Here is a 25,357-nt window from a genome sequence, read left to right on the forward strand (position 1 = left end):
GGGTAGCGCACGTCGCCGGAACGCGGCCGGCCGGGGCGATAATGGCGCATGTCCGCGCCTCGTCCCTCGCTCACCTCCGCCGTCCTGCTGATGCTGGCGGCCGTGCTCATGTTCGCGCTGATGGATGCGGGCCTGAAGCTGCTGTCCGCGCACTATCCGCCGCTGCAGGTGGCGGCCCTGCGCGGCCTGTCGTCGCTGCCGCTGGTGACGGTGTGGGTGCTGGCGACGGTGCCGGCGCGTTCGCTCCTGCGCGTGCACTGGCCGCTGCACCTGCTGCGTGGTGCGTTGGGCGTCGCGATGATGGCCGGCTTCGTCTACGGCTTGCGCACGATGCCGCTGTCCACCGCGTACGCGATCACCTTCGTCGCGCCGCTGCTGGTCACGGCGATGGCCGGGCCGTTCCTGAAGGAGCGGGTGGGCGCGGCGCGCTGGACGGCGATCGGTATCGGCTTGGTCGGCGTGCTGGTGGTCCTGCGGCCCACCGGCGAGGGCATGCTGACCGGTGGCGGGCTGGCGATCCTGGTTGCGGCGATCTGCTATGCGCTGGGCGCGATCACCGTGCGCATGCTGGCGCAGCGCGACAGCACGCAGGCGATGGTGTTCTGGTTCGTCGTGCTGCTGTCGCTGGGCGCGTGGCTGCTGGCGTTGCCGGCGTGGAAGCCGCTGCAGTCGTCGCACCTGTGGATCATCGCCGCTGTCGGCGTTTCCGGTTCGCTCGCGCAGGTGGCGCTGACCGAAGCCTTTCGGCGTGGCGAGGCGTCGCTGATCGCGCCGCTGGAATACACCGCGCTCGTATGGGGCGTGCTGCTGGACGTCGCGCTGTGGTCGGTGCTGCCGGACGGCGTCACCTGGATCGGCGCCGGCATCATCGTGGCGAGCGGGCTATACCTGTTGCGGCGCGAAAAGGCCCACGTGGAAGCGGAACATCCCTGACCTCATCCGCTTTTGCGGCATGATGCGCGCATGCCGATCGTCCTCGTCCTGCTGTTCGTCTTCCTGCTGCTCGCGCTGTGGGTGGTGTTGCTGCCGCTGTCGCTGTGGCAGCGCTACCGCTACGGCCGTGCGCGCCGCCTGGCGCGTCGCTGGCTGTTGACGCTCAACGCGTGGAGCCTGCTGGTGTCGGTGGCGCTGTTCGTCGCGATCAGCGCCTTCGGCCTGTTCTGGTGGCCGGACAGCCTGGTCGGCGCGGGCATCGGATTGCTGGCGGGCAGCGTGCTCGGCCTGTTCGGCCTGTGGCTGACGCGCTGGGAGGTGGCACCGCAAGGCGTGTTCTACCAGCCCAATGCCTGGCTGGCACTGCTGTTGGTGGCCATCGTCGCCGGCCGCATCGTGTGGGGGACGGTGCAGATGGTGCAGTACTGGCGTTCGGACAGCGTGCCGGCGACGCATGCGCTGCTGAGCGGGCATGGCAGCCTGCTGGCGGTGGGCGGCCTGTTGCTGGGCTATTACCTGGTCTACGCGTGGTGCGTGAAATGGCGCGTCGCCCGTCTCGAGCGGCTGCGCGGCTACGGAACCCGCTGATCGTCCGCGGCACACAAAGAGGCGGCGGACCCGAAGGCCCGCCGCCGTATCGACGCGCTGACGCGATGGATCAGAAGCGCGCGCCGATACCCACACCCACGACCCACGGGTCGATCGTCAGTTCCTCGCCGGTGCCCTGGCCGGCCACGCGCACGCCGGCGTCGCCCTTCATGTAGCGCGCATCGGCGCGGGCGAACCAGGTCTCGTTGATGTTGAAGTCCATGCCGGCGGTGGCCATGGCGCCCTTGGCGGTCTCCAGGCCCACATGGGCACCATCGCCGCCGATGGTCTCGTTGCTGAAGTTGGATTCGTAATAGCCCAGGCCCACGAACGGGCGCATCACCTTGTCAGGCGCACCGAAGTGGTACTGGCCGCTCAACGCGATCGGCTGCTGGTCGACGGTGCCGATCTTGCCCGGGCCATCGGCCTTCACGCGATGGTTGAACTTGTCGGCCGCGCCCCACAGCTCCACGGCGATGTTGGGCGTGGCGTACCAGCTGGCGCTGATGACAGGCGCGACATCGCCATCAATCTTCAGGCCGGGCGCCGGATCGCGATCGGGCTTGAGAATGGCGGCACCGCCGACGACGGCGAAGCGCTTGTTGTAGGCATCGGAGGTAGTGTCGGTCGTCGCGTCCTGCGCAAGGGCGGGTACGGCGATGAGGGAAGCGAGGGCAATCGTGAGGGTTCGAATGGACGTCATGCAGGAATCTCCTGTTCTGTTTTCTTATGTCCCTGTCGAGCGATGCGAATCATGGAACGTCATCGCCGTCAGGGAGAGCGCACCGTAACCAGACGCGGATGAATGCCTCCTGCGTCGCGAGGTGAACCGATCTGCAACGCAACGCTCTTTCACAGGAAATTTCACGATGCTTGCATCTCGCTGAGCGAGCAGGTCGCGTTCGTTCAGCGGCGCGCCGATGCGGGCTGCGGCGCGGTCGGGATGTCGCGATGCATGACGCGGCTCCGCGGCTGCGCTACTGTGCGCGCAACAAGAGGTGCCCCGCATGGCGAGCAGCAAGGCGAAGACGGTCGACGACTACCTGGCGGAGCTGCCGGAAGAGCGGCGCGCGGTCGTGTCGACCGTCCGCGACCTGGTCAACCGGCACCTGCCCGACGGCTATGTCGAAACGATGAGCTGGGGCATGATCAGCTGGGAGATCCCGCTCTCGCGCTACCCCACCACCTACAACAAGCAGCCGCTGTCGTACGTCGCGCTGGCCGCGCAGAAGCATTACTACGCGCTGTACCTGACCACCTGCTACGCGAACTCCGCCCAGGACGTGGTGCTGCGCAACGCCTACGCGGACGCCGGCAGGAAGCTGGACATGGGCAAGAGCTGCCTGCGCTTCAAGGCGCTCGATGATCTGCTGCCGGAGGTGATCGGTGGCGTGATCGCGTCGACGCCGGTCGATGCGCATATCGCACAGTACGAAGCCAGCCGCGCACGGACCTGACCCGCATGCCCCCCGCCAAACGCAAGCCACGCACCGGACGCGCCGCGACGGACCTGCCCTCGCCCGGCGGCCACCTGACGATGGCCGACCTGGCGAAGGTGGCCGGCGTCTCCGCGATCACCGTGTCGCGCGCGCTGCGCGACAGCCCGCTGGTCAACGCCGAAACGCGCGAGCGGGTGCGGCAGGTGGCGCAGCAGTACGGCTATTCGTTCAACGTCAGCGCCCGCAACCTCAAGCTCCGCCGCAGCATGACGGTGGCGGTGGTGGTGGAGATGAAGCCCACCGTGGAACGGCAGATGTCCGGGCCGTATCCGCTCGACCTGTTGGGCGGCATCACCCAGGAACTCACGTCCACCGGCTACAGCGTGCTGCTGACCTCGCTGCAGGGCGGTTCGCTGCCGAACGTGCAGGCGGCCGACGGCGTGATCCTGCTGGGCCAGGGCGCGCACGAGGACGCCATGCACGAAGTGCAGCGCTGGGGGCGACCGATGGTGGTCTGGGGCGCGGTCAGCCGGCACGAATCGCAGGTGGTCGTCGGCAGCGACAACCAGCGCGGCGGTTCGCTGGCGGCGGAGCGCTTCATCGCGCTCGGCCGGCGGCGCCCCGCGTTCCTCGGCGATCCGGCGCATGGCGAATTTGCCGAGCGCCTGGAGGGCTTCGCCGCCGCATTGGCGCGGCACGGCATCACGCCGCTGACGCCGACCGTGGCCAGCTTCACCGTGGGCGCGGGCGCCGAAGCCGTGCATGCGCTGCTGGAGGCCCATCCGCAGGTCGACGCCCTGTTCGCGGCCAGCGACCTGCTGGCCATCGGCGCGATCCGTGCCCTGATCGAGCGCGGCCGCCGCGTGCCCGAGGACGTGTCGGTGATCGGCTACGACGACACGCCGCTGGGCGCCACCTACGTGCCGCCGCTGACCTCGGTCCACCAGAACTTCATGGACGCCGGCGTGCTGCTGGCGCGCAAGGTCCGCGCCCTGATCGAGGGCGAGGCCGCCGGTTCCGAGACCCTGCCGACCCACCTGGTGGTCCGCGCCACCTGAGCGCTGGGCGCTGTTGCATTGCAGCGTCTACCCGGTGGACATCCGCCCCGCCGCTTGCCGGGTCGGGCGCGCGCAACTGATTGATTAAAAAAGCGTTGAGTGCCTGCGGTGCCTCGCTTTCGATGCGCCTCGATTCACACTTTCGACGCATTGATATCGATAACTTGACATCGATAACAACGACTCCTAGCGTCGCCCCGCCATGGCGCTGTCATGGCAGACAGGACAACGGGAGCGGGGATGTCGGTGGAAGCACGTCAGGCGGCGGAGATGACGGAACGCGGGGCCAGTGAAGGCCGTGCCGATCCGTGGCGGCTCACGCAGCGCGGCTTCGACGCCACGCGGGCGGCGCGCGACGAAACCCTGTTCGCGCTGGCCAACGGAACCCTGGGCGTGCGCGGTGCATTGGAGGAAGCCGACAGCGCCACCGACGGCAGCTTCCTGTCCAGCGTGTTCGAGCAGAACCCGATCCACTACCACGAGCGTTTCCCGGGCTTCACCCGCAGCACCGATACCCGCGTGCCGGTGGCCGAAGGCAAGCACATCCGCCTGCGCCTCGGCGATGTGCCCCTGCAGGTCGCCGAGGCGGAGTGGCTCGATTTCGAACGCACGCTGGATTTCGCGGCCGGCGCACTGGATCGCCGCCTGCGCCTCAAGACGCCGCAAGGGCACACGCTGGAAATCACGGCGCGACGCGTGGTGCCGCTGGCCGAGCGCGCGCTGCTGGCGATCCGGTTCGAGGTGGCCTCCGTCGATTACGCCGGGCCGCTGACGCTGGTTTCGTCCATCGAGACGGGACGCCAGGCGATCGAGCAGGGCGACGATCCGCGGATCGGCGTGCACGGCGGCAAGGACCTGCAGGTCTCGGACGAGCATGCCGATGCCGGCGAGGCGCGGCTCACCCAGCGCACGTACCACAGCGGGGCGGCCCTGGTCTGCGCGCAGCAGCATCGCCTGTCGCCCGGCCTCATCTTCGATAGCGCGGAGGCCGGCACGGGTCGCGTCGAGCAACGCTTCGTGGCGACGCTGACGCCGGGCGCGTCGGTGGCGATCGAGAAGTTCGTCGCCTACGACGATGGCAACGGTGCCGCGGCCGATGGCGTGGACGCGGTGCTCGCGCGCGCGCAGTCGGCGGGCTTCGGCGGCATCGCGGCGGCACAGGCCGACGCCATGCACGCGTTCTGGCAGCGCGCCGGACTGTCGGTGCACGGCGATCCGGCGGCGGAACTCGCGCTGCGCTTCAACCTGTTCCACCTGCTGCAGTCGGCCGGTCGCGACGGCATCACCGGCACGGCCGCCAAGGGCATCACCGGCGAGGGCTACGAAGGCCATTGCTTCTGGGACACCGAGGCGTTCGTGCTGCCGGTGATGGCGTTCACCGCGCCGGACGTGGCGCGCGCGATGCTGATGTACCGCTATCGCACGCTGGACGGCGCGCGCGACACCGCGCGCGCGATGAACCATCCCCGCGGCGCGCTCTACCCGTGGCGCACGATCGCGGGCCGCGAATGTTCCGCGCACTACCCCAGCGGCTCGGCGGCGTACCACATCAACGCCGCCATCGCGTACGGGATCGGGCTTTATCTCGACGCCAGCGATGATCTCGACTTCCTCAGCGAGGCTGGCGCCGAGATTCTTTTCGAGACCGCGCGCATTTGGCCGCAGGCCGGCCATTTCAATCCGCGGCTCGGCGGTGCGTTCTGCATTCATGAAGTGACCGGTCCGGACGAATACACCGCGCTGGTCAACAACAACTGGTACACCAACCGCATGGCGCAACAGCATCTGCGCCGCGCGGTGGAGGCCTGGTCGCGGTTGTCGGCGGAGCGTCCGCAGGCGCTGGCCGCGCTCGCGTCGCGCATCGGGCTGGATGCGGACGAAGTCGCACTGTGGCAGCGCGCCGCCGATGCCATGCACCTGCCGGTCGACGAGGCGCTGGGCATCCATCCGCAGGACGACGACTTCCTCGCCAAGCCGCGTTGGCCGTTCCCGAAACGCGAAGGGCCGCACCGTCCGCTGCTGCTCGACTACCACCCGCTCACGCTGTACCGCCACCAGGTCTGCAAGCAGGCCGACGTGGTGATGGCGCTGGTGCTGGCGGGCGACGGCATCGATGCGGGCAGCAAGCGGCGCGATTTCGACTACTACGAAGCGGTCACCACCCACGATTCCACGCTGTCGGCGCCGGTGTTCGGCATCCTCGCGAGCGAGGTGGGCCAGGACGAGAAGGCATGGCGCTACTTCGACGCCAGCCTGCGCGTGGACCTCGACGACCTGCACGGCAATACCGACCACGGCGTGCACATGGCCGCGATGGCAGGCAGCTGGCTGGGCCTGGTGCAGGGCTTCGGCGGCCTGCGCGTGGTCGCGGGGCGGCTGCAGTTCGCGCCCACACTGCCGGCGGCGTGGACGGGCTATGGCTTCAACCTGCGCTGGCGCGGCTGCGCGCTGCGGGTGGACGTGGACACGCGTGGCGTGCGCTACCGGCTGGACGAGGGCGACGCGCTCGCCTTCCGCCATGCCGGCAGCGAGGTGGCGCTGACGCCGGGGCGCGAGGCGGTGTTGCCGCTGGCCGTGCCGGCGCCGCCGAAGGCGACGTTCCCGCGTGCCTGCGATGCGCTGGTCTTCGACCTGGACGGTGTGCTGACCGATACCGCGCACACGCACTACCGCGCGTGGAAGCGCCTGGCCGACGAAATCGGCGTGCCGTTCGACCTGCAGGTCAACGAGCGGCTGAAGGGCGTGGACCGGATGGCGTCGCTCGAGATCATCCTGGAGCGCGCCCCGCGCACGTATTCGCCGGACGAGAAGCGCGCGCTGGCCGACACCAAGAACGGCTACTACGTGCAGGAGATCGCCAACGTCGGGCCGCAGGACCTGTTCGACGGCGTGCGCGACGTGCTCGACGCCGCGCGCGCCGCCGGCCTGAAGCTGGGCCTGGCCTCGGCCAGCCGCAACGCGCCGGCGCTGCTCGACAAGCTCGGCATCGCCGACCGATTCGACTACATCGCGGACGCGGGCCGCATCGTCCGCGCGAAACCCGACCCGGCCATTTTCCTGGATGTCGCCGCCGCGCTCGGCGTGCCCGCGCACCGCTGCATCGGCGTGGAAGACGCCGCCGCCGGCATCGAAGCCATCCATGCCGCCGGCATGGCCGCCGTGGGCATCGGCGACGCGCGCGCGCTGCGCCATGCCGACGCCGTGATTCCCCGTATCGCCGAGTTCGACCTGAGGACGTTCGTTTCACCTTGACTGCACGCGGCCACAGAAGCCGCGGCGGCGGGCGCCACCATCACCACACGCTGTACCTGGAGGGAGAGACCATGCAGTACCGCAAGCCGCACCTGATCCGTTATGCCCTGTCCGCCGCCATCGCCGCAGCGCTGACACCTGCCGCCGTCCTGGCGCAGGACGCAGCGCCCGCCGCGACATCGAGCGACGCCACCACACTGGACGCCGTCGTGGTGTCCGGCTCCGCCTCCGGCGGCGTGCGCAAGCTGGAGGCCAGCTTCAACATCGTCACTGCCAACGCCGAGCAGATCAAACAGGCGAACCCGAAGAGCACCGCCGACCTGCTGAAGATCTCGCCCGGCATGTGGCCGGAATCCACCGGCGGCCAGACCGGCGCCAACATCGAGATCGCCGGCTTCCCCGGCGGCGGCGATGCGCCGTACTTCTCCACGCTGCTGATGGGCTCGCCGATCTACGGCATGCCCACGCTGTCGTTCTTCGAGACCACGTCCATGTTCCGCCTGGACGACACGATCGAATCCGTCGAAATCCTGCAGGGCGGTCCCTCGGTGGTGTTCGCCGACGGCCAGATGGGCGCCAGCGCCAACTTCTTCCTCAAGACCGGCACCGACGAGCCCTCCGGCAGCGTCGGCCTGACCTACGGCAGCGAAGGCCTGTGGCGTGTAGACGGCTTCTCCGGCTTCAAGGTCTCCGAGAACTGGTACGGCAGCATCGGCGGCTTCTGGCGCGAGTCCGACGGCGTGCGCGATCCGGGCTTCAAGGCCGACAAGGGCGGCCAGCTGACCGGTACGCTGTCGCGCGATTTCGACAACGGCCGACTGACGCTGTACGCGCGCTACCTCAACGACAAGAACCAGTTCATCACGCCGGTCCCGCTGATCCAGCGCGGCAAGGACGACTTCAGCGCGTATCCGGGCTTCGATCCGCTGAAGGACACGTACTACAGCCAGGCCATCCGGCACGTGCGCCTGCCCAACTATCCGGGCGGCCCGGTCAATGCGGACCTGGCCGATGGCCGTGGTGCGGATGTTCTGTTCGCGGGCGGCAATTTCGACATGTCCTTCGATGGCGGCTGGTCGATCAGCAACAAGTTCCTGTTCACCCAGGGCGACATGGACACCAACGCGCTGTTCTCGGGCAACAATCCGGCGACGCTGCAGGACATGCTCTACAACCCGGCCACGCCCGGTGGCTTCTCGAACCGCGACAACATCGCGGACCGTATCCCGGTGGGCTCGGCGACGGCGAACTACGTCGGTGGCGGCGCGGTGCCGCTGACGCAGAGCGTGATCCAGCAGGGCTGGTGGCATATCCACAAGGAACTGAAGGCGTTCAACAACGACTTCCGCCTGAGCAAGGACCTGTTCGAAGGCAATACCCTGACCGTCGGCCTGTACGTCAACCATTACTCGATGAGCGACAAGTGGTCCCTCGGCAACCAGATGCTGATGACCAACGAGCCCAACGCCACGCCGATCACCGTCAGCTACGTCAATGGCGGACAGACCTACCAGCGTACCGACAGCCAGGGCTTCGCCGACTTCGGCGGCTACCACATCGCGCAGAACGGCAGCGCCACCAACCTGGCGCTGTACCTCTCGGATTCGTGGCGCATCGGCCAGTGGTTGTTCGACCTGTCCGGTCGCCTGGAGAACCAGGACGCGACCAGCAATGTCTGCAACCGCTCCTCGTCCGGCCCTGGCGGCCTGGATGGCAATCCGAACACGCTGTACGACAACAACGTGGAAGTCTGCAACGGCACGTTCGCACGCAATACGTACAAGAAGAGCCATCCCGCGTTCACCGCCGGCGCCAACTATTCGTTCACCGAACACATGTCGGCCTACGGTCGCGTCAACACCGGCGGCCACTTCCTCGACTTCGACAACGGCATCCGCGGGACGACCAACGACAATTACCCGCCGATGCAGAAGATCCGCAACTACGAAGTGGGCTTCAAGTACCAGTCGCCACTGCTGTACGCGGACATCAGCGCGTATCGTCGCGTGTTCAGCGGCTTGCAGTACACCGCGACCGATGGCGCGGGTACCCCGTTGGAAGACGAAAACGGCAACCAGCTGCCGCCGTTCGTCTATGGCTCTGAATCGGTGGGCGTAAACTTCATCGGTGCGCTGACGCCGACCGACCATCTGCGCTTGCAACTGGTGGCCAACTACCTGGACGGCGAGTACACCGACTTCAACGCTTGCGTGCCCTACATCACGATCGGTGGTGAAGAAGATTGCGCGCGCATCGAAGGCCAGCAGCTGCAGCGCCAGCCGAAGTTCCGCGCGATGTTCACGCCGAGCTACCGTTTCGACGCCAGCTGGGGCGACGTAACGCCGTACATCACCTACACCTATGTCGGCGACCACACCCAGGACCAGTCGGGCCTGCAGCAGCTGGGCTCGTACCAGACGCTGGACTTCGGCGTGACGGCGAACGTGGGCGAGAACTGGCAGTTCAACCTGCGCGGCACCAACATGACCAACGAGCTGGGCCTGACCGAGAGCAATTCGCGCATCTTCGGTGCGGCGACCACCGCCGGCGGCGTGCTGCTGGCGCGTCCGCTGGAAGGCCGCGAGGTCAACCTGCAGGCCAAGTACAGCTGGTAAGTGCGGCAGGGGGACGCCTCCCTCCTCTCCCGGGAGGCGTCCCAGGGGTGGCCACGCCGCATCGGCGGCGTGGTCCGCCGTGGAGGTTCCGTTGCCGCGCCCGCGGTGACACAGTGATGCGCGCGTCCCGTGGATGCGCCGGAGGCGATAGATGAAGCGAAGCCGCATGGTGCTGGCGTTGATCCTGACCTACATGATCTTCGCGATGCTGCTGAACTCGGTGGGGGCGGTGATCCTGCAGGCGATGCAGGGCTTCGGAGTCAGCAAGACGGCGGCCTCGACCCTGGAAGCGTTCAAGGACCTGCCCATCGCGGTCGCGTCGTTCCTGGTGGCGTCCACGCTGCCGCGCCTTGGCTACCGGCGCGCGATGATGCTGGGCCTGCTGCTGGTCGCGGTCGCCTGCGCCGGCATGCCGCTGCTGAAGGCGTTCTGGGCGACCAAGCTGCTGTTCGCCACCGTGGGCGTGTGCTTCGCGCTGGTGAAGGTGTCGGTGTATTCCAGCATCGGCCTGCTGACCGACGACGCCAAGGCGCATGCCGGCCTGACCAGCACGGTCGAAGGCTGGTTCATGGTGGGCATCCTCGGCAGCGCCTGGCTGTTCGCCGCCTTCATCAATCCGGATGCGCCGGGCGATCCGGTCTGGCTCAACGTGTACTGGGTGATCGCCGGCCTGTGCCTGGCGGTCATCGCCTTGCTGGCCACGGCCGAGATGGACGAGACCGCCGCGCGCGACGGCCATGCGGTCGGCGAGTCGTTCGCCGACATGCTGCGCCTGCTCAGCCGGCCGCTGGTGGTCGTGTTCCTGGTCTCGGCGTTCCTGTACGTGCTGATGGAACAGGCCATCAACACCTGGCTGCCGACGTTCAACCGCGAAATCCTGCACCTGCCCACCGCGCTCAGCGTGCAGGCGGCCGGCATCTTCGCCGGTTCGCTGGCGCTGGGTCGGCTCGGTGGCGGCGTCCTGCTGCGCCGCCTGCCCTGGTTCCCGGTGCTGGGCAGCTGCGTTGTCGCGATGGCGGTGCTGGTGCTGCTGGCGTTGCCGCTGGCCGCCAACGTGCAGCCGCAGGCCGAGCACAGCTGGTGGAACGCGCCGGCGGCGGCGTATGTCTTCCCCCTGATCGGCCTGCTGATGGCGCCGATCTATCCGACCATCAATTCGGTCGTGCTGAGCGCGCTGCCGAAGGCGCGGCATGCGGCGATGACCGGCCTGATCGTGGTGTTCTCCGCCCTCGGCGGCACCACCGGCTCGTTCATCACCGGCCAGCTGTTCGCGCATTTCGACGGCACGCGCGCGTTCTACCTGCTGCTGGTGCCGATGGCGCTGTTGCTGCTTTCCCTGGCGCTGCTCGACCGCAGCCGCCGTACCACCGAAACCGCGGCCGTGCCGGCGGGAGGATCTTGATGACGCGTCGTTCGACTCTCCTGCAGCGCTGCGCGCTGTTGTTGCTGCTGGCGTCGCCGCTGATGCCGGCCCTGGCGAACGAGGCGGAGCCGCTGGCATTCCGCATCACCGAAGGACACATCGAGAACGCCTTCTACCAGCAGGGTCCCGTCGCGGCCCACCTGCTGCTCAGCTCGGGCACCAAGCCACGCGTGCTGGTGGCGTTTCCGGCGGGCAACAGCGGCGTCGGCGTGTGGTTCGAGGAAATGGCCAGGCCGGTGCAGTGGACCTTGAGCGGGGTGGACGCCGATGCGTCGACCCCGTCGGGCGCGTGGCATGGCATCCGCGCGCAGGCCACGGTGGACGCGGAACGCCTGGTGATCACCGACGCGGTGCTGGGCAGCGTGCGCGTGCTGCGCGACTACCAGCTGGGGCAGGGCTATCCGCCCGAGACGCGGGCGACGCCCGTGGTGACGCCGCGCGAGGTGACGTGGGAGCGCGCGCGGCTGGATGGCGCACCCGGTTACCGCATCGTGCTGGCCGCCGGGAACGGCCGCTTCGTCCGCGAAGGCGAGAAGCTGGTGCTGCGCGCCGATGCCGCCGGTGTTCCGTTGAAGCTGCAGGTGCGCGCTGCCACCGGCGAGACGCCGCTGACCCCGTTCGCGGGCGAAGCGCTGCTCAACGACCAGGCCGCGGCGGACGCACGCAGCCGGCAGGCGCTGCAGTTCCTGAGCTACCAGGAGAAGTTCCTGGCCGGTTCGTGGCGCTTCGATACCTACTTCGGTCGCGACACCCTGATGTCGGTGCGCCTGCTGATGCCGGTGCTGCAACCGGCGGCGGTGGAAGCGGGACTGGGCGCGGTGCTGGCGCGGTTGTCGCCGGGCGGCGAGGTGGCGCACGAGGAAGACATCGGCGAGTTCGCCGTGCTGCGCCACCGCAAGGAGCAGGGCAAGCCCGACGCAACGCCGATCTTCGATTACGTGATGATCGACGACGACTACATGCTGCCGCCGGTCGCCGCCGCGTGGCTGCTCGACGACGCGCGCGGACGTGCGCGGGCGGAGGCCTTCCTGCAGGCAAAGCAGGGTGGCGAAGCCCAGGGCGCGGCGCTGGCGCGCAACCTGTTGTTCGTCGCCAGCCAGAGCGCCGCCTTCGCGAAGACGCCCGCCTACGAACACTTGGTCGCGCTCAAGGCCGGCAAGCCGGTCGGCCAGTGGCGCGACAGCAACGAGGGTATCGGGCGCGGACGCTATCCCTACGACGTCAATGCGGTGTGGATGCCGGCGTCCCTGCGCGCGATCGGCGGCTTCCTGGATAGCGGTCTGTTGGATCCGTACACCACGCCGGCCGAGCGCGAACAGTTGCGCGCGGCGTCGGCACAGGCGTCACGTTGGGAGACCGAGGCTGGCAAGCTGTTTACCGTACGTCTGCCGAAGGCGCAGGCGGCCTCGCAGGTGCGCGCCTATGCGGCAGAGGTGAAGGTACCCGATGCTGGCGCGATCGCCGCGCTGGGCAGCGAGGGCGTTGCGTTCCCGGCCATCGCATTGGATGCGCAGGGTACGCCGATTCCGGTACTGCATTCCGACGAAGGCTTCCGCCTGCTGTTCGGCATGCCGGATGCCGCGTCGCTGGATCGCGACGTGGCGGCGCTGATGCGGCCGTTCCCGGCCGGGCTGATGACGGACGTCGGTCTGCTGGTGGCCAATCCGGCCTATGCGGATCGTGACGTATGGCCGCGGCTGGGCAGCAGCGCTTACCACGGCACCGTCGTGTGGGCATGGCAGCAGGCGGTGCTGGCGGCAGGTCTGCAGCGGCAGCTCGCGCGCACCGACCTGCCCGCGGCCACGCGTACGCGGCTCGTCGACGCGCAACGCACGTTGTGGCGCGCGATCCGCGGCGCCGATGCGGTACGTACGTCCGAGCTGTGGACGTGGGCGTATCGCGATGGCCGCTACCACGTCGAGCCGTTCGGCGCGCAGGGCGCGCACGAGGACGAATCCAACGCCGCGCAGCTGTGGAGCACGGTGTTCCTGGCGCTGGCGCCACCGACCGACACGGAGTGAGCGAGGGCATGACGATGACGCGGCGAAGCGGTGTGCATGCAGGGTGGCTGTGGCTGATCGTCGCGATGGCGTCGCCCGCGTGCGCCGGCGACGAAGCGTCCACGTCGGATGCGGCCACGCTCGCGTTGCCCGCCACGCCGCTGCCCTTCAGCGAGTTCGCCAGCGCGCCGGCGCGCGAACGCTTCATCGCCCTGCAGACGGAGGCGCGTGCCGGCGACCTGCCGGATCCGGGCGATCTCGCCGCGCAGCGTCGCTTCTACCAGCGCTACAACGATGCGCGCCTCGCCGAGGTGCGTCGCGCCTATGCTGCGGACGTGCGCGACACCACGATGGGGGGCGTGCCGGTGCAGGTGGTGACACCGCCCGGCCATCGCGATACGAAAGGCGGGCGCGTCCTGGTCAACCTGCATGGTGGCGGCTTCATGTGGGGCGCCGGCAGCGGTGCGCTGGTCGAGGCGATGCCGGTGGCGGTGGTGTCGGGAACGCCCGTCGTCACCGTCGACTACCGGCTGGCGCCGGAGCATCCCTATCCCGCGGCGGTCGACGATGTCGAAGCCGTCTACCGCGCATTGCTGGAGGATCACCGCGCCGAGGACATCGGCCTGTACGGATGTTCCGCCGGCGGCATGCTGGCGGCGCAGGCGGTCGCGCGCATCCTCACCCGGGGCCTGCCTGCACCGGGTGCGGTCGCCACGCTGTGCGGTACCGGCCTGCCGTTCTCCGGCGATGGGTTGACGCTGGGCCAGATCGCCACCGGTGCCGCGCCGATGAAGCAGGGCGACCTGCAGCGGTTGCCCTACCTGCGCACGGCGCGGCTGGACGATCCGGTCGCCTTTCCCGGCCACGATGCCGCCTTGCTGGCGCGCTTCCCGCCCACGCTGCTGATGGCGGGCAGCCGCGACTTCTCGGTCAGTTCGCTGACCACCATGCACCGTCGCCTGCTGGTCGCGGGCGTCGACGCCGACCTCGTCGTGTTCGATGGTCTGTGGCATGCGTTCCTGGTGTTCCCGGACCTGCCGGAATCGAAGGAGGCGTATGCGCTGGTCGCGCGCTTCTTCGACCGCCACCTGGGCCGCGCGCCACGCTGATCACGCGCGGTGGCGTATCGTGGCGCTCCTTTCAAGGAGCGACCCATGAATGCGACCGGCGTGGCCCTGGCCCTCTTCATCGGCATGCTGCTGCCGCTGCAGGCGTTGATCAACGCATCGCTGGGGCGGCAGACCTTCGGCCCGGTGTTCGCGTCGCTGGCGTCGTTCACCGTCGGCACGCTGGTACTGCTGGCGTGGTGGCTGCTGACGCGCCCGGTGTTCGTGCCCGCCGCCCTGGCGAAAGTGCCGTGGTGGGCGTGGACCGGTGGCGTGATCGGGGCGGTGTTCGTCGCCTCGGCCACCGTGCTGGTGCCGCGGTTGGGCGCCGCCTCGCTGATCTGCCTGGTGGTGGCGGGGCAACTGGTGGGTTCGGTGGTGCTGGACCACTTCGGCGTGCTGCATGCGCGGCAGCCGGTCGACGCGCTGCGCGTGGTCGGCCTGTTGATGGTGGTGGCGGGCGCGCTGCTGGTGGTGAAGCCCTGGCAGTCTGCGGGCGCCTGATCCATGGGCGTGTTGCTGACGGGACTGCCGCCCAGCGTGGGCGCGGATTGCCGCGTGCTGGTGCTGGGCTCGATGCCCGGCGATGCCTCGTTGCAGGCCGCGCACTACTACGCGCATCCGCGCAATCGCTTCTGGCCGGTGATGGCATCGCTGTGCGGGTTCGCGGCCGACCTCGCGTACGAAGACCGGCTGCGTGCCCTGCACGAGGCCGGCGTCGGCCTGTGGGATGTGATCGGCCAGTGCGAGCGCCGCGGCAGTCTCGACACTGCCATCGTGCGGAGCAGCGAGGTCGCCAATGCCGTCGGCGACCTGCTGCTGGCGCACCGCAGCATCGTGGCGATCGCCCTCAATGGCGGCAAGGCGGCCGATGCGTTCCGCCGCCACGTGCAGCCGAACTTGCCGCCGGCGCGCGCGTTGGAGCTGTTCGCGCTGCCGTCCACCAGCCCGGCGCATGCGGCGATGAACGTTGCTGCCCTACGAGAGGCGTGGTCGGTGATCGCGCCGTTCCTGTCGCCGCGCTGACAATGCGGCGCCGTATCGTCGATGTGTTTCATGAGGCGTGTCCGCCGACCAAAGGGATACCACTGCGCGTGCGGTGCGGCGGGAACGTGTCGATCGGACCGCATCGGCATGCATTGTCCCGTCGGGGACATCAATTAACCCTAAGGAATGGTTGGCGCATCGCGCCGCTGCGGACACAATAGGGGTTCCCCTCTTCACGCCCCCACCGGAGTAATGCCATGTCCGACATCAAGGAAGCCAAAGTCCCCGATATCGGTGACTACGATGGCGTACCGGTGATCGAGATCCTTGTCGCGGTGGGCGATACGGTGAAGAAGGACCAGGGCCTGGTCACGCTCGAGTCGGACAAGGCGACGATGGAAGTGCCTTCGCCGTTCGCCGGCGTAGTGAAGGAGATCAAGGTCAAGCTGGGCGACGAGATCGCCGAGGGCGCCGTCGTCGCGCTGATCGAGAGCAGCGAAGGCGCCGCCGAGGCCAAGCCCGCCGCCGCGCCCGCGCCCGCGCCGACCGCTACCGCCGAGACCGGCGCCAAGGTCGAGCCGGTCGCCGTGGCGCCGACGCCGGACAAGATCGCCCAGCGCGAGATCGCGCAGGAACGCGCCGCGCCGGCCGCGGCCCCCGCCGCCTCGCGCGTGCTGGACGACAAGCCGGGCATCGATCCGGAAGCCTCGCCCCCGCGCACGCCGCCGGTCGAATTCAATGCCGACCGCGTGCTGCCGGAGAAGGTCGCCTACGCCAGTCCGGCCGTGCGCCTGTTCGCGCGCGAACTGGGCGTCGACCTGAACCAGGTCACCGGCAGTGAGCGCGCTGGCCGCATCAGCAAGGAAGACGTGCAGAAGTACGTCAAGGGCGTGCTTGCCGGTGGTGTGGCCGCGCCTGCCGCCGCAGGTGCGCCGGTCGCCGCCGGTGGCGGACTCAATCTGCTGCCGTGGCCGAAGGTCGACTTCAGCAAGTTCGGCGAGACCGAGGTCGTCGCGCTGTCGCGCATCAAGAAGATTTCCGGCGCCAACCTGGCGCGCAACTGGGCGATGATCCCGCACGTCACCCAGCACGACCACGCCGACATCACCGATCTGGAAGCGCTGCGCGTGGCGCTGAACAAGGAAAACGAAAAGGCCGGCATCAAGCTGACCATGCTCGCCTTCCTGATGAAGGCCAGCGTCTCGGCGCTGAAGAAGTTCCCCGACTTCAATGCGTCGCTCGACGCCAGCGGCGAGAACCTCACGCTGAAGAAGTATTTCCACGTCGGCTTCGCCGCGGACACGCCGAACGGCCTGGTCGTGCCGGTGATCCGCGACGTCGACAAGAAAGGCGTCAATGAAATCGCGCAGGAAAGCGGCGAGCTGGCGAAGAAGGCGCGCGACGGCAAGCTGGGTCCGGCCGAGATGTCGGGCGGCTGCTTCTCGATCTCTTCGCTGGGCGGCATCGGCGGCGTGGCGTTCACGCCGATTGTCAATGCGCCGGAAGTGGCGATCCTCGGCGTGTCCAAATCGTCAATCCAACCGGTGTGGGACGGCAAGCAGTTCCAGCCGCGCCTGATGCTGCCGCTGTCGCTGAGCTACGACCACCGCGTGATCGACGGCGCCGCCGCCGCGCGCTTCACCGCCTATCTCGCCCAGCTGCTCGGCGACATGCGCCGCGTTCTGCTGTAAGTCTGTCGGGTGGGCGCTGGCCCGCCGATCCGAACACACCACGGTGGGCCAAGGCCCACCCTACGAAAGAGAGTGGTATGGCGAACACGATCGAAGTCAAAGTCCCCGATATCGGCGATTACAGCGATGTGCCGGTCATCGAGATCCTCGTCGCCGTCGGCGACACGGTGAAGAAGGACCAGGGCCTGGTCACGCTGGAATCGGACAAGGCCACGCTGGAAGTACCCTCGTCGGCCGCCGGCGTGGTGAAGGAACTCAAGGTCAAGCTGGGCGATTCGCTGTCGGAAGGCAGCGTGGTCGCCGTGCTGGAAGTGGAAGGCGCTGCGGCCGCTGCGCCCGCACCGGCAGCACCCGCCGCTTCGGCGCCCGCAACGCCTGCGGCTGCACCTGCCGCTGCCGCGCCGGCTCCCGCAGCGCCGGCCGCTGCGCCCGCGCCGTCCGGCGGTGGTGGCCTGATCGAGGCCAAGGTGCCCGATATCGGCGATTACGACGGCGTGCCGGTCATCGAGATCCTGGTCGCCGTCGGCGACACGGTGAAGAAGGACCAGGGACTGGTCACGCTGGAATCGGACAAGGCGACGATGGAAGTGCCGTCGCCTGCCGCCGGCGTGGTGAAGGAGATCAAGGTCAAGCTCGGCGACTCGCTCGCCGAAGGCAGCTTGGTCGCGATCCTGGAAGGCGAGGGCGCCGCCGCGGCGCCCGCCAAGGCCGCGCCGGTGGCGCCGTCACCGGCCGCGCCCGCTGCGCCGACGACCTCCGCGCCGAAGCCGGCACTGGGCACCGGCAAGGCCGCCGACATCGAGTGCCGCATCGTCGTGATCGGTTCGGGTCCGGGTGGCTACACCGCCGCGTTCCGCGCCGCCGACCTCGGCCTCGACACCGTGCTGGTCGAGCGCTACGAAACCCTCGGCGGCGTCTGCCTCAACGTCGGCTGCATCCCGTCGAAGGCGCTGCTGCACGCGGCCGCGCTGATCGAGGAAGCCTCGCATTCCGACGACATCGGCATCAGCTTCGGCAAGCCGAAGATCGACCTCGACAAGCTGCGGGGCTTCAAGCAGGACAAGGTGGTCGGCCAGTTCACCAAGGGCCTGGCCGGCATGGCCAAGCAGCGCAAGGTGCGCACGGTGACCGGTGTGGCGAAGTTCGTCTCGCCGAACGAACTGGAAATCGTCGGCAGCGACGGCAAGACGCAGCTGCTGCGCTTCGAGCAGTGCATCATCGCCGCCGGTTCGCAGGCGGTGAAGCTGCACAACTTCCCGTGGGACGACCCGCGCGTGATGGATTCCACCGATGCGCTGCAGCTGGCCGAGGTGCCGAAGAAGCTGCTCGTGGTCGGTGGCGGCATCATCGGCCTGGAAATGGCGACCGTGTACCGCGCGCTGGGCGCGGAGGTCACCGTGGTCGAGTTCATGGACCAACTGATGCCGGGCGCCGACAAGGACCTGGTGAAGCCGCTGGCCGATCGCCTGAAGAAGCAGGGCGTGGCCGTTCACCTGAAGACCAAGGCCGCCAAGGTCGAGGCCTCGAAAAAGGGCATCACCGTCGGTTTCGAGAGCGCGACCGAAGGCCAGACGCCGGAGCTGGAATCGGGCACGTTCGACCGCGTGCTGGTCGCCGTGGGCCGTTCGCCCAATGGCGGCAAGCTGGATGCCGACAAGGCCGGCGTGACCGTCACCGACCGCGGCTTCATTCCGGTCGACGCGCAGATGCGCACCAACGTGCCGCACATCTTCGCCATCGGCGACCTGGTCGGCCAGCCGATGCTGGCGCACAAGGCCACGCACGAGGGCAAGCTGGCCGCTGAAGTCGCGGCCGGCGAAAAGAAGGAGTGGGTCGCGCGCGTGATCCCGTCGGTGGCCTACACCGATCCGGAGATCGCCTGGGTCGGCGTGACCGAGACCGAAGCCAAGGCCAAGGGCCTGAAGATCGGCGTGGGCAAGTTCCCGTGGGTCGCGTCCGCGCGCGCGGTCGGCATCGGCCGTGGCGAAGGTTCGACCAAGCTGATCTTCGACGAGCACACCCACCGCATCATCGGCGCCGGCATCGTCGGCGTGCACGCCGGCGACCTGATTAGCGAACTCGCGCTGGCGATCGAGATGGGCGCGGAGGCCGGCGACATCGGCGCGACCATCCACCCGCACCCGACGCTCAGCGAATCGGTGGCGATGGCGGCCGAGGTCTACGAAGGCACGATCACCGACCTGTACATCCCGAAGAAGAAGTAAGCGCCGGCGGGACGGCGGAAACGGAAAGGCCACGCATCGGCGTGGCCTTTTTCGTGGACGCGATCCGAGTCAGGCGGGCAGCGGCATCGCCTTCGCGGCCCGGCGCGCCTCGATCCGCTTCCACACCTTTTCATGGAAGTGGAAGACGACCGTATTGGTCGCCGGCTCGATCAGCGCGAGCATGCCGCCGACCAGCAGGCTGCCGGTGAACAGGTAGCCCAGGGTGAAGGCCACCGCGAAGTGCAGGATGGCGAAGCTGAGGGTCTTGTTCACGGCGGGCTCCAGATGAGAACTGGTCTCAAGTATGGGCGTCCCCTGCATGCCGTCCAATGAAACGTTTCGCTTGGATCGATAAGCTTTGCCTATCGAGTCGGCCGATCAGAAGCGGAACGTCACGCCCGCCATCGGGCCATGAACCTTGAACTGGCCAGTGAGTTTGCCGGCCACTTCGACCGTGCCGACGCCCGACTCGGCCGGTGCTTCGAACGATCCCGTGTAGTCATTGCTGAGCTTCAACCGGAACCAGTCATAGCCCACGTGAATGCCGAGACGTTCGGTGACCAGATACTCGACGATCAGACCGCCGCGCTCGAAATGGCCGCGCTCGTCGACGAAGTCGCCCCAGCGGGTATCCAGGTATTGGGCCTGGGCCTCCACGCGCAGTCGCTCGGTCGGCGCCCAGCCGATCCGCGTATGCAGGTTCGGTGAGGTGCCGTCCTTCTTCCAGCGGAACGACTCCCACTGCGGGTCGACCTGGCCGGTACCCGTACTCGTGCCGGTGCCGCGGGCCTCCAGCACGGCGTGGGTGACGCCGGCGCCGAGGCCCCACTGGAACCGCGGCGTGTCGACGACCGCGTACTCGTAATTGAGGCTGGCCAGCTCGAAACTGAGGCGGCCGTTGATGTCCACGGCCGGCACTTCCACCGGCTCGCCGGGAATCTCGACCTCGTCGAAGATATTGCCCGGGTCGATCCAGTCGCCGTCGAAGTTCCAGGACTGGTTGCGCCGGTAGTCGTAGTAGTTCAGGCGCAGCGACTGACGCGGGGTCATGTTGAAGGCGAACTCGCCGCGCGGGCGCCAGCGGCCGTCGGAGTCGATGCCACCGGCCGCCGCGAGGTCCTCGGACTGCTCGCCGTCGGTGGCGACGCCGGTACCTTCCAGGCGGATGTTGGCTTCGGGGTTGAAGGCGGACAGGCGGATCTCGAAACGGGCGTCGTCGGCGACGTCCTGCGCGGCGGCGGCGGCCGTGAAGAAGGGCAGCGGCAGGCAGACGAGGGTGGCGGCAAGGCGGGGCAGGCGGCGGGAAGCAGGCCGGTTCATGGGCGTTCCATGCGTCGAGGGGGGGGGGCTCCACCCTCGCGGCCCGGCGGTCGTCATACGGTGAATTGGATGAACGACGGTGGCGCAGATGCATGGCGCGCACCTTCCCGATGCCCCGAAAAGTGAAGCCCCGGGGGCAGCCGGGGCTTCGTGGAAGGCCTGTGGCGGAGCATCGGACGAGGAAGTTGAGCAGCAGGCCTTGCAGGGACTGACAGGCGGTTTCCGGCAAAGTTCCGGAAAATTTCCGGGAAAATTCTGAATAGGGAAACGGTTACACGCAGAGGGCACAAGGGCTGCGGGCGGATCGTGCCCGCGCGCCGCCTTTCGACCTTTGGCGGTTGTCCCGGAAATTGTCCCGCTGCTATACTTTTGCGGCTCGGCGAGGCGCATTGCCGCCTCGTACCCCGCCAATTCCGTAGGGCTTTCGTGTGCTGAATTCCGTCGCTGCGGGTCGGCGGCTGGTGTTGCGCGCCGCTGTCTGGCAGACGGGGGCGGTACTGCTGGTCGCGCTGCTGTTCCTGCTCCGGGGCGTGCCCCAGGCGGTCGCGGCGGCGCTCGGCGGGCTGGCGATCGTGGCGGGCGCGCTGCTGGCGGCCTGGATGGCCTTCGGCGGCGGCGTACTCGGGGCCGTCTCGGCGGTGCTGAGGCTGGTCGCGGGGATGGTGGTGAAGTGGGTCGTGGTGATCGGTGTGCTGGTGATAGGCGCGGGGCTGTACAAGTTGCCCCCGCTGCCACTGCTGGCAGGCGTGATCACCGGATTGGTGGCACAGGTGCTGGTCGCGACCGGCAAGCAGCGATAACCCAACTAGAAAGGTTTCCGACACATGGCGGGCGAAGCTCTTACTCCCACCAGCTACATCCAGCACCACCTGAAGAACCTCACGGCCCAGGTGGGCGGTGACGGTCCGTTCTGGACGATCAACGTCGACACCTTCGTGACCGCCGTGCTGATGGGCCTGCTCATCGTGTTCGCCTTCTGGCTGGCGACCCGCAAGGCCACGGCCGGCGTGCCGGGCAAGTGGCAGGCCTTCGTCGAGATCATGCTCGAGTTCGTCGACAAGCAGGCCCGCGACACCTACCACGGGACCAGCAAGCTGGTGACGCCCATCGCGATCACCATCTTCTTCTGGATCCTGATGATGAACCTGCTGAAGATGATCCCGGCAGACTTCATCGCCAAGCCGCTCGAACTGATGGGCGTGCACTACTGGAAGCCGGTCCCGACCGCCGACGTCAACGCCACCCTCGGCATGTCGATCAGCGTGTTCTTCCTGATGCTGGTCTTCGCCTTCCGCTCGAAGGGCCTGGGCGGCTTCGCGCACGAATTCCTGACGGCGCCGTTCGGCAAGTGGATGATGCCGTTCAACCTGATCCTCAACATCGTCGAATGGGTCAGCAAGCCCATCTCGCTGGCGATGCGACTGTTCGGCAACATGTTCGGCGGCGAGATCGTCTTCCTGCTGATCTGGGTGTTGGGCGGCGCGGGCATCGTCGGCATGCTCGGCGGCGCGGCGTTCGGCCTCGGCTGGATGTTGTTCCACCTGCTGGTCATCCCGCTGCAGGCCTTCATCTTCATGATGCTGTCGATCGTCTACCTGAGCCTGTCGGAAGACAGCCACTAACGTTTCCGCTTCACCGTTTCGCTTCGTACCATCCACCTTTCAAGCACTTAAGTTCCGGAGATCACCATGGAAAGCATCCTCACCAACCTCGCCCAGGTCCAGGCTTCGACCGCCCTCGCCATCGGCATCATGATCGGCCTGGCCGCGCTGGGCGCGGGTCTGGGTCTGGCCATCATGGCCGGCAAGTTCCTGGAATCGGCTGCCCGCCAGCCGGAACTGATCCCGGTCCTGCAGGTGCGCATGTTCATCACCGCCGGCCTGATCGACGCCGCGTTCATCATCTCGGTCGCCGTCGGCCTGCTGTTCGCCTTCGCCAGCCCGTTCATCACGATCTTCACCGAGCAGCTGGCCAAGCTGGCGGGCTGATCCGTCGCGTGCACGCCTGACCACGGGTTTCGGCCCGCGGTCAGTCACCAGGCGTAGCTGGGCCGGCGCGATGTGCGCGGGCCCTTCATCACCGGCAGGTTTACGATGAATATCAATCTCACTCTGTTCGCCCAGGCGCTGGCCTTCGCTGGCCTGATCTGGATCATTGCGACCAAAATCTGGCCGCCGCTGCTGGCTGCCATCGAAGAACGCCAGCAGAAGATCGCTGAAGGTCTCGCCGCGGCCGACCGCAGCCAGAAGGATCTGGCGCAGGCCCAGGAAAAGGTCAACGAGGCGCTGAAGGAAGCCCGCGTCAAGGCCAACGAGATCATCGACCAGGCCCACGCGCGCGCCAACCAGATCGTCGACGTGGCCAAGAACGAAGCGATCGCCGAAGCCAACCGCCAGAAGGCGCTGGCCGAAGCCGAGATCGACGCCGCCGCCACGCGTGCCCGCGAAGACCTGCGCAAGCAGGTGTCCGCGCTGGCCGTCAGTGGCGCCGAGAAGCTGCTGAAGCGCGAGATCGACGCCAACGCCCACAAGGCGCTGCTCGACGAACTCGCCGCCGAAATCTGATCCGGACGATCTGATCGATGAGCCAGGCCCTTACCGTCGCCCGTCCCTACGCCCGCGCCGCTTTCGCGACCGCGCAGGGCGAAGGCACCCTCGCCGCCTGGTCGCAGGCGCTGGGTTTCGCCGCGCACGCCGCGGCCGACCCGCGCGCGGCCGCGCTGCTGCCCAACCCGCGCCTGCTGCCCGCCGATGCGGTGGCATTGCTGGCGCCGGAGGGCGCCATCGAGTCGTTCTCGCGTTTCCTCGCCGTGCTCGCCGACGCGCGCCGCCTGGCGCAGCTGCCGGAGATCGCCGGCCTGTTCGAGGAGCTGCGGGCCGAGGCCGAGCACATCGTGAAGGCCAAGGTCACCTCGGCGGCGGCGCTGCCGTCCGCCGAGCTGGACCAGATCAAGGCCGCGCTGAAGAAGCGCTTCGGCCGCGAGATCGAGGTCGAGACGGCGGTCGACGCGTCGCTGATCGGCGGCGCCGTGATCGATGCCGGCAGCGTGGTGATCGACGGCTCGCTGAAAGGCAAGCTGGCGCGCCTGCAGTCCGCGCTGACGCACTGAATTCCCATTGAACCGCCGCGCGCAAGCCGGCACACAGGACTTACCCATGGCTACCACGCTCAACCCCTCTGAAATCAGCGACCTGATCAAGACCCGCATCGAGAAGGTCAAGCTGGCCGCGGAGTCGCGCAACGAAGGCACCGTCACCAGCGTGTCCGACGGCATCGTGCGCATCTTCGGCCTGGCCGACGTCATGCAGGGCGAAATGATCGAGCTGCCGAACAACACGTTCGCGCTGGCGCTGAACCTCGAGCGCGACTCGGTGGGTGCGGTGGTCCTGGGCGACTACGAGCACCTGCGCGAAGGCGACGTGGCCAAGACCACCGGCCGCATCCTGGAAGTGCCGGTCGGTCCGGAAATGCTCGGCCGCGTCGTCAACGCGCTGGGCGAGCCGATCGACGGCAAGGGCCCGCTGGGCACCTCGCTGACCGCGCCGGTGGAGCGCGTGGCCCCGGGCGTCATCTGGCGCAAGTCGGTCGACCAGCCGGTGCAGACCGGTTACAAGTCGGTCGACGCCATGATCCCGATCGGCCGCGGCCAGCGCGAGCTGATCATCGGCGACCGCCAGACCGGCAAGACCGCGATGGCGATCGACGCCGTGATCAACCAGAAGGGCACCGGCATCAAGTGCGTGTACGTCGCGATCGGCCAGAAGGCCTCGACCGTGGCCAACATCGTGCGCAAGCTGGAAGAGAACGGCGCGCTGGCCCACACCGTGGTCGTCGCCGCCACCGCCTCCGAGTCGGCCGCGATGCAGTACATCAGCGCCTACTCCGGCTGCACCATGGGCGAGTACTTCATGGACCGCGGCCAAGACGCCCTGATCGTGTACGACGACCTGTCCAAGCAGGCCGTGGCCTACCGCCAGATCTCGCTGCTGCTGAAGCGTCCGCCGGGCCGCGAAGCCTACCCGGGCGACGTGTTCTACCTGCACTCCCGCCTGCTCGAGCGCGCCGCGCGCGTGTCCGAGGAGTACGTCGAGAAGTTCACCGAAGGCAAGGTCACCGGCAAGACCGGTTCGCTGACCGCGCTGCCGATCATCGAAACGCAGGCCGGCGACGTGTCCGCGTTCGTGCCGACCAACGTGATCTCGATCACCGACGGCCAGATCTTCCTGGAAACCGACCTGTTCAACGCCGGCATCCGCCCGGCCGTGAACGCCGGTATCTCGGTGTCGCGCGTCGGTGGCGCCGCCCAGACCAAGATCATCAAGAAGCTGTCGGGCGGCATCCGCATCTCGCTCGCCCAGTACCGTGAGCTGGCCGCGTTCGCGCAGTTCGCCTCGGACCTGGACGAAGCCACCCGCAAGCAGCTGGAGCGCGGCCAGCGCGTCACCGAGCTGATGAAGCAGAAGCAGTACGCGCCGATGTCCATCGCCCTGCAGGCGCTGTCGATCTACGCCGTCAACGAGGGCTACCTGGACGACGTGCCGGTCGGCAAGATCCTGGCGTTCGAAGACGCGCTGCACGCGCACTTCACCAACACCCAGGGCGCGCTGGTCGACACGATCAACAGCACGGGCAACTGGAACGACGAGATCGAAGGCGCCTTCAAGAAGGGCATCGCCGAGTTCAAGCAGACCGGCACCTGGTAATGAAGCCGTGATAAGTG

22 protein-coding genes are annotated in these 25,357 nt (G+C 68.1%); 19 read left to right on the forward strand and 3 right to left on the reverse strand.

Annotation, left to right across the window (positions count from 1 at the left end; translation table 11 throughout):
* Nucleotides 1-48: 48 nt before the first annotated feature.
* Nucleotides 49-933, forward strand: a complete 885-nt coding sequence (locus AC04MD_RS06015) for a DMT family transporter (RefSeq protein WP_475496396.1) — start codon at nucleotides 49-51, stop codon at nucleotides 931-933.
* A 30-nt stretch (nucleotides 934-963) separates the two neighbouring features.
* Nucleotides 964-1,521 (forward strand): DUF1453 domain-containing protein, encoded by a 558-nt coding sequence (locus tag AC04MD_RS06020; protein ID WP_475496397.1) that lies wholly within the window; start codon nucleotides 964-966, stop codon nucleotides 1,519-1,521.
* A gap of 70 nt (nucleotides 1,522-1,591) precedes the next feature.
* Here the strand turns inward: AC04MD_RS06020 and AC04MD_RS06025 are convergent, their stop codons facing one another.
* Complete coding sequence (locus tag AC04MD_RS06025; RefSeq protein ID WP_475496398.1) at nucleotides 1,592-2,224, reverse strand: OmpW/AlkL family protein; 633 nt, start codon at nucleotides 2,222-2,224, stop codon at nucleotides 1,592-1,594.
* Nucleotides 2,225-2,528: 304 nt separating this feature from the next.
* Here AC04MD_RS06025 and AC04MD_RS06030 point away from each other — a divergent pair, with 304 nt between their 5' ends.
* From AC04MD_RS06030 to lpdA, 11 genes are all read left to right on the forward strand, one after another.
* Nucleotides 2,529-2,978 carry an iron chaperone gene (locus AC04MD_RS06030; protein WP_475496399.1) on the forward strand — a complete coding sequence of 150 codons (450 nt, stop codon included), beginning with the start codon at nucleotides 2,529-2,531 and terminating at the stop codon, nucleotides 2,976-2,978.
* 5 nt (nucleotides 2,979-2,983) lie between these two features.
* On the forward strand, nucleotides 2,984-4,018 hold the full coding sequence (locus AC04MD_RS06035) for a LacI family DNA-binding transcriptional regulator (protein ID WP_475496400.1): 1,035 nt from the start codon (nucleotides 2,984-2,986) through the stop codon (nucleotides 4,016-4,018).
* 270 nt (nucleotides 4,019-4,288) lie between these two features.
* Complete coding sequence (gene pgmB, locus AC04MD_RS06040) at nucleotides 4,289-7,270, forward strand: beta-phosphoglucomutase (RefSeq protein WP_475496401.1); 2,982 nt, start codon at nucleotides 4,289-4,291, stop codon at nucleotides 7,268-7,270.
* A 71-nt stretch (nucleotides 7,271-7,341) separates the two neighbouring features.
* Nucleotides 7,342-9,885: a TonB-dependent receptor gene (locus tag AC04MD_RS06045; RefSeq protein WP_475496402.1), complete on the forward strand. Its 2,544-nt coding sequence runs from the start codon at nucleotides 7,342-7,344 to the stop codon at nucleotides 9,883-9,885.
* Between the two features lie 151 nt (nucleotides 9,886-10,036).
* Entirely contained in the window at nucleotides 10,037-11,287 is a 1,251-nt protein-coding gene (locus AC04MD_RS06050) for an MFS transporter (protein ID WP_475496403.1), read from the forward strand.
* Complete coding sequence (locus AC04MD_RS06055) at nucleotides 11,287-13,329, forward strand: hypothetical protein (RefSeq protein WP_475496404.1); 2,043 nt, start codon at nucleotides 11,287-11,289, stop codon at nucleotides 13,327-13,329. The genes AC04MD_RS06050 and AC04MD_RS06055 overlap by 1 nt, the downstream gene beginning before the upstream one ends.
* A 14-nt stretch (nucleotides 13,330-13,343) precedes the next feature.
* Nucleotides 13,344-14,417 (forward strand): alpha/beta hydrolase, encoded by a 1,074-nt coding sequence (locus tag AC04MD_RS06060; protein WP_475496405.1) that lies wholly within the window; start codon nucleotides 13,344-13,346, stop codon nucleotides 14,415-14,417.
* Nucleotides 14,418-14,462: 45 nt separating this feature from the next.
* Nucleotides 14,463-14,918 (forward strand): DMT family transporter, encoded by a 456-nt coding sequence (locus AC04MD_RS06065; RefSeq protein WP_475496406.1) that lies wholly within the window; start codon nucleotides 14,463-14,465, stop codon nucleotides 14,916-14,918.
* Between the two features lie 3 nt (nucleotides 14,919-14,921).
* The gene (locus tag AC04MD_RS06070) at nucleotides 14,922-15,440 is read left to right on the forward strand and encodes a DNA-deoxyinosine glycosylase (protein WP_475496407.1); all 519 of its coding nucleotides are present in this window, start codon (nucleotides 14,922-14,924) and stop codon (nucleotides 15,438-15,440) included.
* A gap of 218 nt (nucleotides 15,441-15,658) precedes the next feature.
* Nucleotides 15,659-17,092, forward strand: coding sequence for a dihydrolipoyllysine-residue acetyltransferase (locus AC04MD_RS06075; RefSeq protein WP_475496408.1), 1,434 nt, complete (start codon nucleotides 15,659-15,661; stop codon nucleotides 17,090-17,092).
* Nucleotides 17,093-17,169: 77 nt separating this feature from the next.
* A complete protein-coding gene (gene lpdA / locus AC04MD_RS06080; protein WP_475496409.1) occupies nucleotides 17,170-19,317 on the forward strand; it encodes a dihydrolipoyl dehydrogenase in 2,148 nt (715 codons plus the stop codon).
* 69 nt (nucleotides 19,318-19,386) lie between these two features.
* Here lpdA and AC04MD_RS06085 read toward each other — a convergent pair whose 3' ends face one another.
* Both AC04MD_RS06085 and AC04MD_RS06090 read right to left on the reverse strand, forming a co-directional pair.
* Entirely contained in the window at nucleotides 19,387-19,590 is a 204-nt protein-coding gene (locus tag AC04MD_RS06085) for a DUF2061 domain-containing protein (protein ID WP_436044867.1), read from the reverse strand.
* A 105-nt stretch (nucleotides 19,591-19,695) separates the two neighbouring features.
* The gene (locus AC04MD_RS06090; protein WP_475496410.1) at nucleotides 19,696-20,637 is read right to left on the reverse strand and encodes a hypothetical protein; all 942 of its coding nucleotides are present in this window, start codon (nucleotides 20,635-20,637) and stop codon (nucleotides 19,696-19,698) included.
* 428 nt (nucleotides 20,638-21,065) lie between these two features.
* On the opposite strand from AC04MD_RS06090, the gene AC04MD_RS06095 reads away from it, so the two are divergent.
* The 6 genes from AC04MD_RS06095 (at nucleotide 21,066) to atpA (ending at nucleotide 25,340) form a co-directional block, all read left to right on the forward strand.
* Nucleotides 21,066-21,437, forward strand: coding sequence for a hypothetical protein (locus AC04MD_RS06095; protein WP_475496411.1), 372 nt, complete (start codon nucleotides 21,066-21,068; stop codon nucleotides 21,435-21,437).
* Nucleotides 21,438-21,461: 24 nt separating this feature from the next.
* Entirely contained in the window at nucleotides 21,462-22,259 is a 798-nt protein-coding gene (gene atpB / locus AC04MD_RS06100; protein ID WP_475496412.1) for a F0F1 ATP synthase subunit A, read from the forward strand.
* Between the two features lie 66 nt (nucleotides 22,260-22,325).
* Entirely contained in the window at nucleotides 22,326-22,625 is a 300-nt protein-coding gene (gene atpE / locus AC04MD_RS06105; protein ID WP_055939490.1) for a F0F1 ATP synthase subunit C, read from the forward strand.
* A gap of 105 nt (nucleotides 22,626-22,730) precedes the next feature.
* Nucleotides 22,731-23,201: a F0F1 ATP synthase subunit B gene (locus AC04MD_RS06110; RefSeq protein WP_475496413.1), complete on the forward strand. Its 471-nt coding sequence runs from the start codon at nucleotides 22,731-22,733 to the stop codon at nucleotides 23,199-23,201.
* A 17-nt stretch (nucleotides 23,202-23,218) separates the two neighbouring features.
* Entirely contained in the window at nucleotides 23,219-23,746 is a 528-nt protein-coding gene (locus tag AC04MD_RS06115) for a F0F1 ATP synthase subunit delta (RefSeq protein WP_475496414.1), read from the forward strand.
* Between the two features lie 46 nt (nucleotides 23,747-23,792).
* The gene (gene atpA / locus AC04MD_RS06120) at nucleotides 23,793-25,340 is read left to right on the forward strand and encodes a F0F1 ATP synthase subunit alpha (RefSeq protein ID WP_475496415.1); all 1,548 of its coding nucleotides are present in this window, start codon (nucleotides 23,793-23,795) and stop codon (nucleotides 25,338-25,340) included.
* Nucleotides 25,341-25,357 lie beyond the last annotated feature (17 nt).

This window comes from Pseudoxanthomonas sp. LjRoot206 (assembly GCF_056175725.1).